19 protein-coding genes are annotated in these 17,659 nt (G+C 37.7%); 17 read left to right on the plus strand and 2 right to left on the minus strand.

What is annotated here, in order from left to right:
* The first annotated feature begins 4 nt into the window (after positions 1-4).
* From pstC to BO18_RS12675, 8 genes are all read left to right on the plus strand, one after another.
* The gene (pstC, locus tag BO18_RS12640; RefSeq protein WP_034446595.1) at positions 5-907 is read left to right on the plus strand and encodes a phosphate ABC transporter permease subunit PstC; all 903 of its coding nucleotides are present in this window, start codon (positions 5-7) and stop codon (positions 905-907) included.
* A complete protein-coding gene (pstA, locus tag BO18_RS12645) occupies positions 897-1,760 on the plus strand; it encodes a phosphate ABC transporter permease PstA (protein WP_330363295.1) in 864 nt (287 codons plus the stop codon). Before pstC ends, pstA begins: the two co-directional genes overlap by 11 nt.
* Positions 1,761-1,762: 2 nt before the next feature.
* Positions 1,763-2,521 carry a phosphate ABC transporter ATP-binding protein PstB gene (pstB, locus tag BO18_RS12650; protein ID WP_026664573.1) on the plus strand — a complete coding sequence of 253 codons (759 nt, stop codon included), beginning with the start codon at positions 1,763-1,765 and terminating at the stop codon, positions 2,519-2,521.
* Between the two features lie 43 nt (positions 2,522-2,564).
* Positions 2,565-3,218, plus strand: a complete 654-nt coding sequence (gene phoU / locus BO18_RS12655) for a phosphate signaling complex protein PhoU (RefSeq protein WP_034447338.1) — start codon at positions 2,565-2,567, stop codon at positions 3,216-3,218.
* Positions 3,202-3,864: an HD domain-containing protein gene (locus BO18_RS12660; protein ID WP_034446596.1), complete on the plus strand. Its 663-nt coding sequence runs from the start codon at positions 3,202-3,204 to the stop codon at positions 3,862-3,864. Before phoU ends, BO18_RS12660 begins: the two co-directional genes overlap by 17 nt.
* 117 nt (positions 3,865-3,981) lie before the next feature.
* Complete coding sequence (locus tag BO18_RS12665; protein WP_034446597.1) at positions 3,982-5,778, plus strand: Na/Pi cotransporter family protein; 1,797 nt, start codon at positions 3,982-3,984, stop codon at positions 5,776-5,778.
* A 9-nt stretch (positions 5,779-5,787) separates the two neighbouring features.
* Complete coding sequence (locus BO18_RS12670) at positions 5,788-6,456, plus strand: response regulator transcription factor (RefSeq protein ID WP_026528708.1); 669 nt, start codon at positions 5,788-5,790, stop codon at positions 6,454-6,456.
* Positions 6,453-7,778 carry a sensor histidine kinase gene (locus tag BO18_RS12675; RefSeq protein WP_026528707.1) on the plus strand — a complete coding sequence of 442 codons (1,326 nt, stop codon included), beginning with the start codon at positions 6,453-6,455 and terminating at the stop codon, positions 7,776-7,778. The genes BO18_RS12670 and BO18_RS12675 overlap by 4 nt, the downstream gene beginning before the upstream one ends.
* Before the next feature lie 2 nt (positions 7,779-7,780).
* Here the strand turns inward: BO18_RS12675 and BO18_RS12680 are convergent, their stop codons facing one another.
* Positions 7,781-8,593, minus strand: coding sequence for a helix-turn-helix domain-containing protein (locus BO18_RS12680; protein WP_026528706.1), 813 nt, complete (start codon positions 8,591-8,593; stop codon positions 7,781-7,783).
* Between the two features lie 206 nt (positions 8,594-8,799).
* On the opposite strand from BO18_RS12680, the gene BO18_RS12685 reads away from it, so the two are divergent.
* The 7 genes from BO18_RS12685 to BO18_RS12715 all read left to right on the plus strand — a co-directional run bounded on the left by BO18_RS12685 (position 8,800) and on the right by BO18_RS12715 (position 14,286).
* Entirely contained in the window at positions 8,800-9,150 is a 351-nt protein-coding gene (locus BO18_RS12685; RefSeq protein ID WP_026664580.1) for a plasmid mobilization protein, read from the plus strand.
* Between the two features lie 163 nt (positions 9,151-9,313).
* Complete coding sequence (locus BO18_RS12690; protein WP_027114869.1) at positions 9,314-9,586, plus strand: hypothetical protein; 273 nt, start codon at positions 9,314-9,316, stop codon at positions 9,584-9,586.
* A gap of 51 nt (positions 9,587-9,637) precedes the next feature.
* Entirely contained in the window at positions 9,638-9,934 is a 297-nt protein-coding gene (locus tag BO18_RS12695; RefSeq protein WP_027114870.1) for a hypothetical protein, read from the plus strand.
* A 114-nt stretch (positions 9,935-10,048) separates the two neighbouring features.
* Positions 10,049-11,104, plus strand: coding sequence for an ORF6N domain-containing protein (locus BO18_RS12700; protein WP_034446600.1), 1,056 nt, complete (start codon positions 10,049-10,051; stop codon positions 11,102-11,104).
* 13 nt (positions 11,105-11,117) lie between these two features.
* Complete coding sequence (locus tag BO18_RS12705) at positions 11,118-12,824, plus strand: recombinase family protein (RefSeq protein WP_034446602.1); 1,707 nt, start codon at positions 11,118-11,120, stop codon at positions 12,822-12,824.
* Between the two features lie 511 nt (positions 12,825-13,335).
* Positions 13,336-13,557, plus strand: coding sequence for a GNAT family N-acetyltransferase (locus BO18_RS12710; protein WP_034442072.1), 222 nt, complete (start codon positions 13,336-13,338; stop codon positions 13,555-13,557).
* 36 nt (positions 13,558-13,593) lie between these two features.
* Positions 13,594-14,286, plus strand: a complete 693-nt coding sequence (locus BO18_RS12715) for a TVP38/TMEM64 family protein (RefSeq protein WP_034446603.1) — start codon at positions 13,594-13,596, stop codon at positions 14,284-14,286.
* A 509-nt stretch (positions 14,287-14,795) separates the two neighbouring features.
* On the opposite strand, the gene BO18_RS12720 is transcribed toward BO18_RS12715, so the two are convergent.
* Positions 14,796-15,344, minus strand: coding sequence for a TetR/AcrR family transcriptional regulator (locus BO18_RS12720; protein WP_034446605.1), 549 nt, complete (start codon positions 15,342-15,344; stop codon positions 14,796-14,798).
* A 145-nt stretch (positions 15,345-15,489) separates the two neighbouring features.
* On the opposite strand from BO18_RS12720, the gene BO18_RS12725 reads away from it, so the two are divergent.
* On the plus strand, positions 15,490-16,983 hold the full coding sequence (locus BO18_RS12725; protein WP_034446607.1) for a radical SAM protein: 1,494 nt from the start codon (positions 15,490-15,492) through the stop codon (positions 16,981-16,983).
* Positions 16,984-17,387: 404 nt separating this feature from the next.
* Complete coding sequence (locus tag BO18_RS34870; protein WP_022770065.1) at positions 17,388-17,546, plus strand: hypothetical protein; 159 nt, start codon at positions 17,388-17,390, stop codon at positions 17,544-17,546.
* Positions 17,547-17,659 lie beyond the last annotated feature (113 nt).

Consider the following 17,659-nt stretch of genomic DNA (forward strand, 5'->3'; position numbering starts at 1 on the left):
ATACATGAAGAGAAAAGCATTTATAGAAAAAACTGCCAAAACATTATTCGAGCTTTGTGCAGTAGTGGCTATATTTGCAGTTTGTGCAATTACTATCTATATGTTCATGAAAGGTGCCCCGGCTTTAAAGGAAGTCGGGGTTTTTGATTTACTTTTTAAAACCATATGGAAGCCAACTGCAAGTGAACCATCTTATGGTATTGGATTTATTATTTTGGCTTCGGTAGTAGGAACTACCACTGCACTTTTTCTTGGAGTTCCGATAGGATTGTTAGCTGCAGTATATATATCAGAAATGGCAGGAAAAACAACAGGAAACATTGTACGAACTGCAATAGAATTATTGGCTGCCATTCCATCAGTAATATATGGATTAATTGGAATGATGGTACTTAATCCGATTATGTTTAGATTTGAGCAAATAATATTTGAAGACGATAGTTCTCATCAGTTTACTGGAGGAGCAAACATGCTTTCTGCAATTATTGTACTGACAATCATGATTTTGCCAACGGTAATAAGCGTAAGCACATCGTCGTTAAAAGCTGTACCTGACACTCTTAGAGCAGCGTCGTTAGCACTTGGTGCAACGAAAGAACAGACAATATTCAAAGCAGTTATTCCAGCGGCGAAATCAGGAATACTTACAGGTGTAGTGTTAGGTACAGGTAGGGCACTTGGTGAGGCAATGGCTATAACTATGGTTGCAGGGGGAGCAGTTAATATTCCCTTACCATTTAATTCTGTTCGTACTCTTACCACTCAAATTGTAAGTGAAATGGGTTATGCCCAAGGTACGCATAGACAAGTATTATTCACAGTGGGATTAGTCTTATATATTTTTATTATGATTGTGAACTATGCATTGCTAAGAGCAAGGAAAGCGGGGATTGATGATGTCGATTAGTAGAAGAAAGTTTATTGATTGTATCCTGCGCTTTTTAATATATATCTGCTCGATATTTTCAGTACTTTTGTTACTTGGAATTATTGGATATGTGTTAATAAGAGGTATTTCTGCGGTTAACATAACATTTCTTACTTCAGTAACAAGCGTATTGAAAGGAACTGTGGGGATTGCAGGTAATATTGTAAATACATTACTGATTATTCTTATCACCATGATAATTGCAACTCCAATCGGTGTAGGTAGTGCAATATATCTTAATGAATATGCAAGACCTGGGAGAGTTGTAACAGCAATAGAATATGCAACAGAAACCTTGAGCGGTATTCCATCCATTATCTTCGGCCTATTTGGAATGATGTTTTTTGGAGAAAAGCTCGGATTAGGTTATTCACTTTTGACAGGATCTTTAACATTGATTCTCATGGTGCTCCCTTTGATAACACGAAATACGCAGGAAGCATTAAAAACTGTACCAAGTTCGTATCGGAATGGTGCAATCGGACTTGGAAGTGGCAAATGGCACATGATACGAACAATACTTCTTCCAAGTGCTATGCCGGGAATAATCACAGGAGCAATACTTGCCATAGGAAGAATTGTGGGAGAATCAGCGGCACTTTTATTTACAGCCGGAAGTGCCAAGTTATTACCCCAAGGGATTAGCGGACTTTTAGCTAAACCATTTCAGTCTGGAGGAACCCTTACTATTCAGATGTATCTATCTGCCACAAGTGAAGGTGATTTCGAAACAGCATTTGGAATAGCTGTAGTGCTTTTGATTATCGTATTGGCTATAAACCTTGCAACAAAAGCATTAACAAAACGATTTGATGTGACAAGAAAGGAATAGTAATGGGAGAAACAAAAATCAGTGTTAATGATTTGAATTTATATTATGGACAAAATCATGCATTAAAAAATGTAAGCATGGAAATAAAGGAGAAGGCTATTACGGCATTTATTGGACCATCAGGTTGCGGTAAATCTACCTTTTTGAAAACTCTAAACAGGATGAATGATTTAGTTGAGGGAGTAAGGATTGATGGGACGGTAAAAATCGATGGAGAGGATATTTATGGTAGAGATATAGACACTACGCTGCTTAGAAAAAAAGTAGGCATGGTATTTCAGCAGCCAAATCCATTTCCAATGAGTATATATGATAATGTGGCTTATGGTCCAAGAGTCCATGGCATTAAGGATAAGAAAAAGCTTGATAAAATTGTAGAAGATAGCCTGAGAGGAGCTGCGATTTGGGAAGAGGTGAAAGACAGATTAAAGAAATCCGCTTTATCACTTTCCGGGGGACAGCAGCAAAGAATATGTATAGCCAGAGCTCTGGCCGTAGAACCTGAGATTCTGCTGATGGATGAACCTACATCGGCTCTTGATCCTATCTCTACCACAAAGATTGAAGACCTTATGGAGGAATTAAAAAAGAACTATACAGTAGCTGTGGTCACACATAATATGCAGCAGGCCGTGAGAGTATCGGACTATACTGCATTTTTTCTTGTAGGTGAGATGGTGGAATTTGGCACAACCAAGCAGATTTTCTCTTACCCAAATGATAAAAGAACTGAGGATTATATCACCGGAAGGTTTGGCTAATATGCTTAGTGAATTAGTAAGAATTATAGAAGGGAATATTCGAATGAGAAGTAAATTTGATGAACAGCTTTTAGAACTTAATCATAAGATGATTGAGATGGGAAACAATATAATATCCTCGATTCAGAAGGCTATAGAAGCGTTGGTAGCCCGAGATATTGATCAGGCAAAGCTGATTATGGATGGTGACGCAGAAATTGATCATCTCCAGAAAGTAATCGAAAGTATATGCTTTAATCTTTTGATACAACAGCAGCCAGTTGCAAGAGATCTTCGAACAGTGACAGCAGCAATGAAAATGGTTACTGACATGGAGCGAATAGGTGATCATGCAGCAGATATTTCGGAAATGACTATACTTATGGGGCAGAATAGTCAAATAGATAAGTTTAATCATATTTCAGAGATGGCAAGCGAGACAATGATAATGCTCAATCATAGTATTGAAGCTTATGTAGAAAAGGATGTTGTAAAAGCTAGGGAAGTTATTGAACATGATGATATTGTTGATGAGTTGTTTGTAAAGGCAAAAAAGGATGTTATCCAACTTATCTTAAATAATCCTGAAGAAGGTGAGGAGGCAACCGATATTTTGATGATAGCAAAGTACTTTGAACGAATAGGGGATCATGCAACAAATATAGCAGAGTGGGTAATTTATTCACTAAAGCAGAAGGAGAATGAAGATGAAGTATAAAGATATTAAAGAGAATGAAGAGGTACTGGCATTAATAGCAAAGGGAAATGAAAACCTTGGAATATTGGGGTATACAGACCATTCAGAAGTACATGCAGCTTTGGTAGCCGAGCGTGCTACCAATATTCTTGAGATTCTTGGATACAGTAAGAAACAGATTGAACTTGTTAAGGTGGCTGCATTTATGCATGACATTGGGAATGCCATCAATCGTAGTAGGCATGCAGAGTATGGTTCATTACTTGCAAATGACATATTAAAGAAAACAGGCATGGATAGGCAGGAGAGACTTACAGTGGTTTCTGCAATCGCCCATCATGACGAGTCAACAGGTGGAGCTACAGATGTAATATCAGCTGCACTCATTATAGCAGACAAAACAGATGTTAGAAGAAACAGGGTGCGTCAGAAACCAAAAGCCAACTTTGATGTTCATGATAGAGTGAATTATGCTGTTACCAAAACAGATCTTATTATTGATAAGGATAAAAAGCAAATTTCATTAAATCTCGAAATTGATGAGAAAATCTGTACCATGTATGAATATTTTGATATTTTTCTCGGTAGAATGCTGATGTGTAGAAAAGCTTCAGAACTATTGGGAGTAACGTTTAGATTAATGGTTAATGGAAATAAAGCATTGTAATAGTAAGCAAAGTTTATAATTTTACATAGATTTTACATAGGACATTCATACATTTTACTTTCATTCAGTATGCTAATAATTGGCGTATTTTTTTAGCATACCCAGAAAGGAATTTGTATGGATATTTTTAATGTTCTAAATATGATAGGTGGGCTATCCCTGTTTCTATATGGAATGAGCATGATGGGGAATGAACTGTCAAAGATGGCAGGCGGAAAGTTGGAAATAATTCTTGAGAAGCTTACTTCAAAGAGGATATTTGCGGTGTTGCTTGGCGCAGGAGTTACGGCAGTTATTCAATCATCATCTGCAACTACTGTCATGGTAGTTGGATTTGTAAATTCAGGCATTATGAAGCTAAATCAGGCTGTAGGTATTATTATGGGGGCAAATGTGGGTACAACTATTACATCCTGGATGCTTTCACTTACAGGAATCGAGGGAAGTACCATTTGGCTTAAGATGCTAAAGCCTTCATCATTTTCGCCTATATTAGCGGCAATAGGTATTATTTTAGTTATGTCAAACAAAGAAGAATCTAAGAAAAAGGATGTTGGTGGAATCTTACTTGGATTTGCGATTCTCATGTTTGGAATGGAAACAATGAGTGGAGCTGTGTCTGGGCTAGCAGACAATACTTCTTTTACAAGAATGATGACAGCTTTTAGGAATCCTATACTTGGAATGGTTGTTGGTGCAATTCTAACGGCAGTAATTCAAAGTTCATCTGCATCTGTTGGTATTTTGCAGGCACTTTGTTCTACCGGAGCTGTACATTATGCAGTAGCGCTTCCGATTATTATGGGGCAGAATATCGGAACCTGTGTAACCTCAATTATTTCATCTGTTGGGGCAAACAGAAACGCACGTCGCTCAGCGATGATTCATTTATATTTTAATCTTATAGGAACAATTATTTTTATGGTTGTATTCTATTCTTTGAATACAGTTATAGATTTTGTTTTTTTAGATAAGGCTGCTAATGCAGCAGGGATAGCTGTGATTCATAGTTTATTTAATATTGGTGCGACAATACTTCTTTTCCCATTTGCGGATAAGCTTGTAAAGCTGGCTGAAATAACCATACCAGATGGAGCAGAAGAGCCGGAGGCTAAAAAGGATTCTATCATTATTGACGAGAGATTCTTGGACAGGCCGGCATTTGCAATGGAATTATGCCGTGGAAAAGTAAGAGAAATGGCAGAGTATTGCCAGAAATCTATCACCTTATCACTGGAAGCCCTATTAGAATATGATAAGAAAAAGGTTAAGGAAGTTAAAAGACTTGAAGCTGTAGTCGATAAGTACGAGGATGCAATTGGCTCATATTTGGTAAAAGTATCAAGTAAGAATATTTCAAAATCAGATAGCCAAAGTATGTCCATTATTTTGCATAGTATCAGTGATCTTGAAAGGATTTCAGATCATGCCTTAGAGATTGTTAAATCAGCAGAAGAAATAAAAGATAAGGGCTTAGAGTTCAAGAAGGGGCAGCTCAGAGAAATGAAAGCTCTTTGTGGAGCTGTTAATGATATATGTGCACTAACAGTTGATAGCTTTTGTAGAAATGATGTAGAGCAAGCTACTCATGTTGAGCCTCTTGAAGAAGTTATTGATACACTATGCAAGACCATTAAGGAGAATCATATTAATAGATTGAAGAAGGGAAAGTCTACTATTGAGATGGGATTTATTTTGGATGATGTATTGACCGGTCTGGAGCGAGTATCTGATCATTGTTCAAATATAGCTGTTGAAATGATAACTATTTTAGATGATGATTATAATACGCATGAGTATTTTGAAAGCTTATCTAGTGAAGACAGAAAGAGCTTCAACAAGGAGTATGAAGAACTGATTAAGCAGTACCCCATCAGTAAGAAAGAGATAGAACAGTCTAAGGACGCACAATAGGAGAGAAGAATGGCGCTTATTTATATAATTGAAGATGATGACAGCATAAGGGAAATCGAAGAGCTGGCCCTCATAAATGCGGGGCATAAGGTATTAGGATTTTCATGTGCAAAAGATTTTTATGACAAGATGAATGATGTGATTCCGGATTTATGCTTAGTGGATATTATGCTTCCGGATGAGAGTGGCAATGAAATAGTAAAGAAGCTTAGAAAAAATCCTGAGACAAAGAAGCTTCCTGTGATTATGGTTACAGCTAAAACAACAGAGCTTGATTTAGTTAGAGGAATTGAGGATGGTGCTGATGATTATATCAAGAAGCCATTTTCGGTTATGGAACTAATCTCAAGGGTGAAAGCCCTGCTTCGTAGAACTCAGGCTGAGGATATAAAAGAACTTAGGCTGGACGAACTAGTTATAAATAATGAAAAGCATGAGGTTACTATCAGTGGAAATCATGTTGAGCTAACCTATAAGGAGTATGAGTTTTTGTCTTTTCTTGTATTAAACAAAGGAATCGTACTGAACCGTGACACTATCATGGAGCAGGTATGGGGAGCTGATTACGAGGGGGAATCAAGAACTATAGACATGCATGTAAAAACTCTTCGTCAAAAATTAGGGGATTATGGTAGTAGAATCAAGACCGTGAGAAATGTAGGATATGTAATCGAATGAAAATAAGAATAAATATAAGACTGGTTGGAATTGCGATATTAGCAATTATCGCAACAGTTATTGGAATTACAATTATATATTACAATCTCTTTGAGGGTCAGGTGCGATCAGATCTATCTGTCAGTGCGAAACTTCTAAAGGATACCAAATATTTTGAAACAGTAGATATTGATGTAGATCAGATAGATTTATCTACTGATTTAGATGAGCTGCGTGTAACTTGGATTGATAAAGATGGAACTGTTTTATATGACAATGATGCCTCAGCGGAGCTATTGCAAAATCATTTTGACAGACCAGAGATACAGGCGGCTTTTGAACAGGGTGAAGGGGAAGCAGTTAGAAGATCTGACACTATGAATGAGGATACTTTCTATTATGCGTTGCGTTTAGATAATGGAACGGTTCTTCGTGTTGCTACCAATGCACAGAGCATTTGGGCGGTATTCATATCAGCGATACCAATTATTTTATTAATTATTCTCCTTATCATTTCAATTTGCATAGCGATTTCTCATCTGCTTACAAAACAGTTTTTAAAACCAATAGAGATTATGGCGGAAAATTTGGAGAATGCTGATTATGAATCACCGTACAGGGAATTGGATCCTTTGGCAGAAATGCTTCGCACCCAGCATACAGATATTTTATCTGCTGCAAAAGCCAGGCAGGATTTTACGGCTAATGTTTCACACGAGCTGAAGACACCGCTGACCGCTATTTCTGGTTATGCTGAATTGCTAGAGGGAGGAATGGTAGGCGCTGAGAAGCAGAATCATTTTTATCAGGAAATCAGAAAGAATGCCGACAGATTACTTGCATTGATAAATGATATTTTGAGACTCTCGGATTTGGATAGAAAAGATTCTGAGTTACATTTTACCGAGGTTGACTTATATGAGACTGTCTCAGAATGTATGGAAGTCTTATCAGTTAATGCGAAACAAAGAAACGTGACAATAGAGCTTGAGGGGAAAACGAGTATTGTTTGCGGAAACAAAGATATGCTCAAAGAGTTGGTTGAAAATCTGGGGCAGAATGCAATCAGATACAATAATCCTAATGGCAAGGTAAAGATTTCTGTGGGAACAATTGATGGTCAGGTTGCGCTTACAGTTAAGGACAATGGAATAGGAATACCTGCTTCAGAGCAGCAGCGAATTTTTGAACGATTTTATCGTGTTGATAAAAGCAGATCAAAAGCTACAGGTGGAACAGGGCTTGGTCTTGCGATTGTAAAACACATAGTTGAGATTCATGATGCCAAAATTGAGTTAGATAGTGCACCTGGGGTAGGAACGACTATATCTGTGTTGTTTTAGGATTATTTTTTCTTCTTCCCGCGTCCATTTCCTTTAACCGGTTTGCAGAGATCAGAGTAGCGCTGCAAAATGTCGGTAAAGGTCTTGAACTCGTATGGATCCATCTTAGTAAAATTGATTTTGAAGAGTTTGCTATACATGACCATCTGAGCCTGAGTGACATTGTCGGCGGTCTTTAATTCCTCAAATGAGTCAAGGATATCGTCAACCGGTGTGGTTGCATCACCGGTTTCTGCATCTTTGCCATGGGCATCTCGTATAGCTTTTGCTATTTTGACAATGTCGTTTCCAAGAAGATTGTTGAAGTAGTTGTCTTCAGATATGGTTGCTGCTTCTAAGGTTTTCATGTAATGATCTTCATCGGAAATGCCTTTATTTTGAAGCCGAACTCTTGTCTGTTCAATCATTTTGTTGATGTTTCGAAATTGCATTCCGGCAAGATTATCAACGTAGATTTCCATGTCCGAAAGAAAATTTATAAAATCCGGGTGCTTAATCATTTCACAAATCAATCTGACATTAAGCTTCCCACTTTTTAGTAAATCTACAGTTTCATCATCCAGTCCAAGTTCATCTATAGGAAATAGATGTTGTTCTCTATTTTCAGTAAGTCCCAGAAGATAGTCTGATGTTACTCCATAAAAATCCGCAAGTGTGATGATGGCCTTGTGAGAGATTTCTTTGTAATCATCTGTTTCATAATTTCCCAGTGATGCTCTGGATATTCCGGTCTGCTCTGACAATTCTTGCAGAGACAGGCCTTTTTCTATTCTTAAATCTTTTAGTTTTTCCTGAATTGATAATTTACACTTCAATGCTTTATTCCCCCAGTGCTTTTCCTAAAGTCCTTGTATATGTAAATCATAACAGAATGTAAGTTTGCTATAAATGATGAATTCCAATATCGTGGAAAAATTTGAGTAGAGCATCTATTTCCTACCTCTTGGATATACGGGGTTGGGCTTCTAAATCTTGGATAATTAGTCCATGAACAACGATAACGAGAGGAGGTGAAAAGCAAATGTTGTTAAATCAGGGATACGTTCCATGTAACAAACAGATTCATATCAAGATTCCCGAAAATGAATTACAAATGATTCACGACAGGATGGAGCAGATAGGAATCAAAAACATGAGCGCCTACATTAGGAAGATGGCAATCGATGGATATTATATCCACATTGATTTCAGTGAGTTATTAGAAATCATCAAACTTCTGAAAATTGACAGCAACAATATCAACCAGATTGCAAAAGTTGCCAATTCATGTGGCACTGTAGATAGCAAAACAATTTCTGATATGAAGGAGAATCATGAGCGAGTTTTGAAAAAGGTAGAAAAGACTTTCAACAAATACTTAGACATTTATTGACTTCGTTTTTAGCCTGCTTTGCAGGCGTAGCTTGTCGATGAAAATCGGCAATCAGGGGGATTGGGGCACACTCCCCAACAAGCAAAATCGCATCAGGTGTACACCGATGCACTGCTTGCCAATTTGTGAAAGACTATAAAACTATGATGAAAGGGAGGAAAATATGGGAAGGAATTACTTTGAAAATCCATCTTGTAATGTAGCTTTTGAAAGATGCATCGATGTACTTGCTGAGCTAATTGAAAAGTATGCCGGGAAGTTTGCTATGGATGATATAGGCTATGACTATTGCGTATATATTGGCAATACGCCGGTCACACTTGTTTATTCATACAAAAATTTGGGTGATCGACTCAAAGATTATTATAGGCAATGTTATCACAATCAAGACTCAGGGATGAAATCAGAAAAGAGCATGTGCCAAAAAGCAAGTTGACAGTGACACAGTGCGGAATTACAATGGTGTCAGAAAGCGAGGTGGCACAAGATGAAAATTACAACTCTTGATGAAGCCCTTGAAAGAATAAAGGAATTAGAAAAAGAGGTTGCAGAGCTAAAGGCGGAAAATGAAACGCTCCGTAACCGTAACTTCGGTGGTCGCAAAAAACATGATGAAGCTTGGATGGCAGCATACAATGATTTCATGTTGAAGTATGAGAGTGGCATGACTCTTATGGAGATTGTGGCAGAGGGGGATGTCAGCAGAAGAACAGCCTATCGCTATCTGGCATATTATAAAGAACTGCAGAAAATTGCAGGGACTTCAAAAAGTGTTCAAAAGTGAACACTTTAACTATAAAGTTTAAACCGGTCGAATTCGACGGGGTTAAAAAGAAAAAAGGTTAAAACGTAGAATCTTGAGGTCAAAATTTTTCACCTCAAGATTGGAAAGGAAAATATGGGCGAAAAAAAGAACGAAGTGGTGGATAATACTGAATTAGTTCCAGTAGAAGTTACAGAAGAATTTTTGAGAGAAAAACTATATGAAGTTCGTGGCGTAAAGGTAATGCTTGATGCAGATTTGGCAGAAATATATGGATATGAAACTAAAAGGTTAAACGAGCAGGTAAAGAGAAATATAAGAAAATTTCCTGAAGACTTTATGTTTCAAGTGACTGATGAAGAAGTGAAAATTTTGTGGTCGCAAAATGCGACCGCAAATATTAATTCAATGTCGCGTAGTAATCCATACGTTTTTACAGAGCAAGGATTGTATATGTTAATGACAGTTTTAAAAGGAACACTGGCAGAAAAACAGAGTATAGATTTAGTTCGTACTTTCAAAAAGATGAAGGACTATATTATTGATAATCAGAGTCTTATTGGTCAGCGTGAAATGATGCAGCTATCAATGCAAACTGCAAGCAATGTGGTCGAGATAAAAAAGCTCCGAATGGATCTTGTTTCTGTGGAAAAACAAATGTCAGATGTCATGGATGGACTTAGCGATGTTGTGACAAAATCTGATCTTGCAGACATGATGAATAGTTTTGTTAGTGACGAGGATAATGGCTGGCTCATGTATAATACCAAGTATTGCAGTGCGGATGTGGCATATTCTTCAATATACAGTAAAGCCAAGAAATCAGTATATCTTGTTGATAATTATATTGGAATTAGAACGTTGGTACACTTGAAAAATGTTATTTCGGGAGTGGAGATCAAGGTGTTTAGTGATAATGTAGGTACTTCAAAACTCCACAATATTGAATACAAAGATTTCTGCAAAGAATACCCAACATTAAAAATTACAATGCAACGTACCGGTGGAATTTTTCATGACAGATTTATTGTTCTTGATTACGGAACAAAAGATGAACGTGTATTTCTGTGCGGTGCATCGTCAAAAGATGCAGGTGGTCGTATCACAAGTATTGTAGAAGATTTTGGAATAGATAAGTATAAACCGATGATAAAGAAATTATTGCAAAATGGATTATTGCAACTTCCATAGGAGGATGTTCTAAATGAAGAAACAAACAAAATGCTATATCTACACCCGTGTTTCTACAGCAATTCAGGTTGACGGTTATAGCTTGGACGCCCAACGAGATAAGCTAAGCAAATATGCTGAATATCAGGATATGGAAGTTGTAAAAGAGTTTTCTGATGCAGGCCACTCCGGCAAGAATATAAAAGGTAGACCGGAGTTCTCAAGGATGCTCGAAGAAATCGCAAGTGGTGCGGATGGAATAAGCTACGTTCTCGTTTTTAAGTTGTCAAGATTTGGAAGAAATGCAGCTGATGTTCTCAGTTCATTACAGCTAATGCAGGATTATGGTGTTAATCTGATCTGCGTAGAAGATGGAATAGATAGTTCTAAGGAAGCAGGAAAGCTTATGATTTCAGTTCTATCGGCTGTCGCTGAAATTGAGCGAGAAAATATTCTCGTCCAAACAATGGAAGGCCGTAGACAGAAAGCAAGAGAAGGTCGTTGGAATGGTGGCTTTGCTCCCTACGGATATACGCTTGTTAATGGGGAACTCATAATTGCAGAAGATGAGGCTGAAATCATTCGTATTATTTTTGACAAGTATATTCATACCAATATGGGTGTCAACGGTGTGGCGGATTACTTAAATACGCATGGATACAAGAAGAAAAAGCGTCAGAATAATACGCTTGATGCATTTGCAAGCTCTTTCATAAAGGGAGTACTTGATAATCCTATCTATATGGGAAAAATGCCTTATGGCAGACGCTCTAATGAGAAGATTCAAGGAACTCGAAATGAATATCATGTTGTAAAACAAGAAGAATATGATTTATATGATGGAATCCATGAGGCTATTATTTCAGAGGATGACTTCAGGCTTGCGGCTCAGAAGCGAAAGGAGACAGGAGTAAAAAGAGAAAAGACGCATAGCCTTGAGCATGAACATATTTTATCAGGAATTCTTCGTTGTCCTGTTTGTCATGGCGCTATGTATTCTAATGTTAATCGTAAAAAGAAAGCTGACGGCACATACTATAAGGATTTCTTCTATTATGCATGTAAGCATAGGCTTAAAGTCGATGGTCATAACTGTAGCTACCATCATCAATGGGGGCAGGATAAAGTAAATGCTGCCGTAGAAGAGGTTATATATAAGCTCGTCAATAACCCAAAGTTTCAAGATGCTCTCAAAACTAAAGTGGGAGCAAAAACAAATACAGAAGAGTTGGAAAAAGAAAGAGAAATCTGTCGGACCAGACTTCGACAGACAATCGGTGCTAAGAATAAACTGGCTGAGCAGATGGACGCTCTTGATGTTAGTGACAGGTTCTATGACAGAAAATATGATGATATGCAGGAGCGCATGAATAAGCTATATGAGGAAATTGGTGCAATAGAAGATGAGATTGATACCATCTCCCTGAGAATCGAAAACATAAACAAGAAGCAGCTTTCCAAAGACTCTATCTATCGCATCCTTAAGAGCTTTGATAAAATATACGGTGAATTCACAGATGCAGAAAAGAAGCGCTTTATTAACTCTTTTGTAGAGCGTGTTGAAATCTTTGAAGAGGAACAGGAGGATGGTCGCTTCTTGAAGAGTATCAAATTTCGGTTCCCGGTATACTACAATGGGGCCGAGACACAGGAAGTGGATCTTTCTGATTCTGGTTGGGACTATCAAAGAAGCCTTGAAACCGTCGTGCTGTTAACGAAGACGAGCGGTAGCGAAGGCTGAGTGTTACAGGCGCGGTTGTTCTGGCGAGCCCCGTATTTTGGGGCGAGAGCAGAACTTCATTGTGAAATAGTGGTGAGAAGCCAACGGGTTTGAGGCGGTTTTAGAAGGAAACAAGTCGACTAAAATCGAAGCAAAAATTATGTACTTATGGCGGACAAGTACATTTGGGGGATAGGGAAAAAGACCTATCTGCGGACAATGCTTTTGTACGCCAATACAAAAGAATTTTACATAGTACGCCAAGATGTATCTTGATGGCTTTTGAAGCATTTAACTCCGCGGAGAGGTATCGAGTAGAGGCATAGATATTGGCGGACATGATAATTGATTAGTAAAGGAAGGCTGTGTATGCAGGCTTCCTTTTTAAAAGCTTATACCAAGTATTTTGATTGTTTTTATACAATTGACTACTGGTATAATGGATAATAGGAATTACCAATATTCCAAAGCAGAAAGGATTATATCACGTATCTCTTAAAGCAATCCATCAATTCAGTTTCGCAGGACCTTGATGGCCCTTATGATGTGGCAGATCGGCATAAATGTGGAGCCAAACGGAAGACGAAAGGGCATTGGAAAGATGCTGGTTTCACTTCTTAAAAATGAGATCCTTGGTAAGGGAAGGCTTCCATATTACGGTACTTCCATGGGACATATCGCTTCCCAGAAGGTTGCTATCGGTTCAGGGTTTGTGCCGGCCTGGGCAGAACTTGTAACAGATAGGCTCGAATGATTTTTACATATACTGTCATTTTGGAGAGGACATGCGATGCAATCAGAGTCCACAAACAAATCTCAAAAGAATAATAAGCGGAGAATCCTGATTGTATGTTTTGTTGCTTTTTTCCTGCTTGGTATTTACTTTTTAATTGGAAAACCTATGATTGCTTTTGTTGATGATGCAGATGGATTTCAAGAATATGTTAAAAGCAGAGGCATCTTTGGACTATTAGTGTTTGGATTTTTTGTTTTTTTACAGACACTCTCAAACTGCATACCAGGACTTCCGTTTTATCTTGCTGCTGGCGCTGCATTTGGAGGCATTAAGGGAGCAATCATTTGTGATATATTTGCAACTATGGCAAACACAACTGCATTCCTCTTGGGAAAGAAATTTGGAAGAGATTTTTTGCTTCTGCTTTTTCCCAAAAGTAAATTGGAACAGGTTGAAAATCTTGTTCTAAATAAAAATCCGGTATTGGTACATGTTCTGTTCATGCTTTTACCATTGCCAAAAGATACTTATGCATGGCTTGGCTTTTATTCAAAAGAAAATGTGATCCAATGGATCCTGATCACTTTTGTTGCAAGGTTTCCGCATATCTTTATCTATACATTCGGAGCTGAAAAGATGCTAGAGAACCAATACAGCTATATTGCTGCGGGCGCGATCATTGCAGTAGTCGTTTACCTGGCTGTTGCTATGCTTATTAAGAAAAAAACTGTTAATAGTGGTGAATAAATGGCACTATATGCACTTGGAGATCTCCATCTGTCTTTTCAGGCAGACAAACCAATGGATGTATTCGGAAAAGCAAGGAGAAATCACGAAAAAAGAATGTGAAAAGCAGCTTTGTAAATTATTTAGTTAGACGCATATTTCTCAGATTAAAAGCACACTATTCTATAGGTGTTGCGTTTAGTCTGAGAATTCTTTTTTTCTATATATCAAGACGTATTTCGAATATGGGTCTCTTGTGTTCATATGATGATCAACACATTATATGAAAGACAGGTGCAAAAGTTTATTGAACTTACTCATGAGAAATACTATGCTGAGCTTTCAGAGTACTTTGGGGATACAATCATTGCTTTTTTTACAGACGAACCCAATATCCTTGGACGAAATGCCGTGTCAGTATAGTATGAAGGGTGACGTGATGATATGAATCAGGATTTGTTTCCGGATGGGGCAAGCTTTTCAGATTTTGTCTCTTGAATAAAACTTTTGGATGTTTCGTTAAGTAATTTTCATTCCAATCTTAAGGTTTCTGAGCATACCCTTGCCATATATTCAGGAGATTCTTTCATACCGTTTTTTATCCATGTCAGCGACACTTCCCATAAGCCGGCAGCAATACCTCTGGCAATATATTCATGTTGGGAAGCGTATTCGCTGTCTGAGGCAATACATAAGGCATTATAGAACATATCCGTAAAAGAGATATTTGAATTACGGATAAGTACACACATGTCTTTATCGGAGTGCAGCCTTGAAAACACCTTTAAAAACCACTCATACGTGTTACTTTTCTGCAACAGTCCTGTCAAAGAAGCGCTGAGCTCGTCAGTTATGTTTTTTGTAATGTCCTGAATGATAGTCTCTTTTGAAGGATAATTTCTGTAGACAGAAGCTCTTGAAGCTCCTGATTTTTTTATTATCATGGTCATATTTATATCTTTGTACGGATGCTCTTTCATCAATCCGATCAGCGCATCACAGATGCATTCTTTAGTAATTCTATTGGACTCCTTATTTGACATTCTTCGTATATTTCTTTTTTCAAGCTCTGTGGACATTTTGGCCTCCATTTGTATTGTCACGACATTTTGTAAAATTGTGTATCAAATACGCACAACATATTGTTTGACATTTGTATAGATGATATAAATGTATTATCAGACAGATGTTTTGTCAATATACATAAAAATACTGGGAGACGATATGAACACATTTACAAATATTTCACATGCAGCGCAAAGACAAGCTTTTAGTATCCTGATAGACAAATTCCTTGGCCATCTTGATAAGACTGATGACCGCACCAAAACATACTTAAAGCTCGTTGATGAAGCAGAACGCTTTTGGGGAAAGAAGGCTGCTGATCCTGAAAAACTGGAAGCTGTTAGACGTGCATTTAAGGATCCGGATAACCGCTGGGTAAACTTTATAAACAGAGTAGTGGATGAAACTGATCCGCATATAGCCAAAATGACCATGCTCAATCTGGGGTACGAGGCTTTCTTCAGGGGAACAAAGACTATACGGAAGAACAGGGAAAAATACGGCTGTAACATACCATGGCTTATACTTTTTGATCCTACTTCTGCCTGCAATATGCACTGTAAAGGATGCTGGTCAGGCACTTATGGACCAAAGAACAATTTGTCTTTTGCCGATATGGATAAGATAGTAACTCAGGGAAAAGAGCTGGGCGTGTATCTCTATATGATGACAGGTGGAGAGCCCCTTGTCAGGAAGGCAGATATACTTAAGCTTGCAGAAAAGCATAATGATGTGCAGTTCGGAATATATAGTAATTCAACTCTTGTGGATGATGATTTTTGTAAAGAGGTTGTACGGCTGGGAAATATTACATTCATGCTTTCCATAGAGGGGACACCTGAAACTAATGATGCAAGAAGAGGAATCGGTCATTATGATGCAGTGATGAATGCAATGTCTCTTTTCAAAAAATACGGGATTCTCTTTGGTACATCTATTTGCTATACAAGAAATAATATTGAAGCCGTGACAAATCCTGAATTTATAAAGTATATTGCAGAAAAAGGCGCGAGATTTGGCTTTTTCTTCCACTATATGCCGGTTGGAAATAATGCGGTACCGGAGCTGATGCCTACCGTAGAGCAGAGAAAGCTGATGATAGAACGTATCAGATGGATTCGCTCAAACGAATGTGATACAGGCTTCTTTCCGATGGATTTTCAGAATGACGGAGAAGCTGTAGGTGGATGTATTGCAGGTGGAAGGAATTATTTCCATATTAACTCAAGCGGAGATGCAGAACCTTGCGTTTTCATCCATTTTTCAAACACTAATATACATGACAATTCTATTTTGGAAATGCTAAAGAGTCCGCTTTTCATGGAATATCATAAGGGACAGCCCTTTAATAAAAATCACTTAAGACCGTGTCCGATGCTCGAAAATCCAAAACTTCTAAGGGAGATGGTGGAAAGATCAAAAGCACATGGCACAAATGAAGAATCGGAGGAGAGTGTAGAGCATTTATGTGCAAAGTGTGATGACTATGCTCTCAAGTGGGCCCCTGTTGCCGATGAGATTTGGAAATCGCAGCCACATCAAAAAAAGAAGTATGAAAATTATGCACCGGCTAATAGGATAGAAAATGATAATATTATGAGATTTGAAGAGAAGAAAACAGGCCTTGCCAAAGATTTCAAAAAACATGCATGATTAAAGATAAGCGTTTTTCCAAAATACGGCTTAATACTCTGGATTTGTTAGAAGCTATTATTCACCTGAATCAGTGAAGTTAAGGGCATAAAAAATAAGCCAGAGTGCTGAAAAACTCTGGCTTTGTGTGCATTTAGTTCGATAAAATTTATTTATTAAAAAGTGTGCGTTTACCCTGAAAATTTACCGTAAAAAGCAGCTTAATGCTTTGTAAATATAAACAAAGAATTAATAAAAAGATATCTTGAATTCAGAATTGAATGTGATACTATCATATTGTATCAAATTGTTTAAATTGATAAAGATGGAAATATAGCTGAAAGGTTTATACCTTCAGAGAAGCCGGATACCTTAGTGTGAAGCATTGAAAAACAATTGAACAAATAAACAGCAGGAGGTTTAAGATGAAGTCAGGAAATGTAATATTGGCAGTAGTAGCAATACTCTTTGGTGGATGTCTTTTCATCCACAGACGTGTGATCAAGTCCCTGATCACAGGGGAGGAGATGCCTAAAGCACCAGCATGGCATACATGGGTTCCTGAAGATAAAAGGCGCTCATAACTTTCTTAGAAAATCAACTTGCCTAACTGGTTCTTATAGTTGGATATACCATAAACTCTCGACATCTGGTCGGGAGTTTTTATAAGAGACTTGAAGAATGCTTGCATTCTTTC

The sequence above is a fragment of the Butyrivibrio sp. AE2032 genome, from assembly GCF_000702965.1.

Bases quoted from the DNA above. Each gene is read 5' to 3' on its own strand.
- pstC (WP_034446595.1), top strand. From the start codon at position 5: ATGAAGAGAAAAGCATTTATAGAAAAAACTGCCAAAACATTATTCGAG.
- pstA (WP_330363295.1), top strand. From the start codon at position 897: ATGTCGATTAGTAGAAGAAAGTTTATTGATTGTATCCTGCGCTTTTTA.
- pstB (WP_026664573.1), top strand. From the start codon at position 1,763: ATGGGAGAAACAAAAATCAGTGTTAATGATTTGAATTTATATTATGGA.
- phoU (WP_034447338.1), top strand. From the start codon at position 2,565: ATGAGAAGTAAATTTGATGAACAGCTTTTAGAACTTAATCATAAGATG.
- BO18_RS12660 (WP_034446596.1), top strand. From the start codon at position 3,202: ATGAAGATGAAGTATAAAGATATTAAAGAGAATGAAGAGGTACTGGCA.
- BO18_RS12665 (WP_034446597.1), top strand. From the start codon at position 3,982: ATGGATATTTTTAATGTTCTAAATATGATAGGTGGGCTATCCCTGTTT.
- BO18_RS12670 (WP_026528708.1), top strand. From the start codon at position 5,788: ATGGCGCTTATTTATATAATTGAAGATGATGACAGCATAAGGGAAATC.
- BO18_RS12675 (WP_026528707.1), top strand. From the start codon at position 6,453: ATGAAAATAAGAATAAATATAAGACTGGTTGGAATTGCGATATTAGCA.
- BO18_RS12685 (WP_026664580.1), top strand. From the start codon at position 8,800: ATGTTGTTAAATCAGGGATACGTTCCATGTAACAAACAGATTCATATC.
- BO18_RS12690 (WP_027114869.1), top strand. From the start codon at position 9,314: ATGGGAAGGAATTACTTTGAAAATCCATCTTGTAATGTAGCTTTTGAA.
- BO18_RS12695 (WP_027114870.1), top strand. From the start codon at position 9,638: ATGAAAATTACAACTCTTGATGAAGCCCTTGAAAGAATAAAGGAATTA.
- BO18_RS12700 (WP_034446600.1), top strand. From the start codon at position 10,049: ATGGGCGAAAAAAAGAACGAAGTGGTGGATAATACTGAATTAGTTCCA.
- BO18_RS12705 (WP_034446602.1), top strand. From the start codon at position 11,118: ATGAAGAAACAAACAAAATGCTATATCTACACCCGTGTTTCTACAGCA.
- BO18_RS12710 (WP_034442072.1), top strand. From the start codon at position 13,336: ATGGCCCTTATGATGTGGCAGATCGGCATAAATGTGGAGCCAAACGGA.
- BO18_RS12715 (WP_034446603.1), top strand. From the start codon at position 13,594: ATGCAATCAGAGTCCACAAACAAATCTCAAAAGAATAATAAGCGGAGA.
- BO18_RS12720 (WP_034446605.1), bottom strand. From the start codon at position 15,344: ATGTCCACAGAGCTTGAAAAAAGAAATATACGAAGAATGTCAAATAAG.
- BO18_RS12725 (WP_034446607.1), top strand. From the start codon at position 15,490: ATGAACACATTTACAAATATTTCACATGCAGCGCAAAGACAAGCTTTT.
- BO18_RS34870 (WP_022770065.1), top strand. From the start codon at position 17,388: ATGAAGTCAGGAAATGTAATATTGGCAGTAGTAGCAATACTCTTTGGT.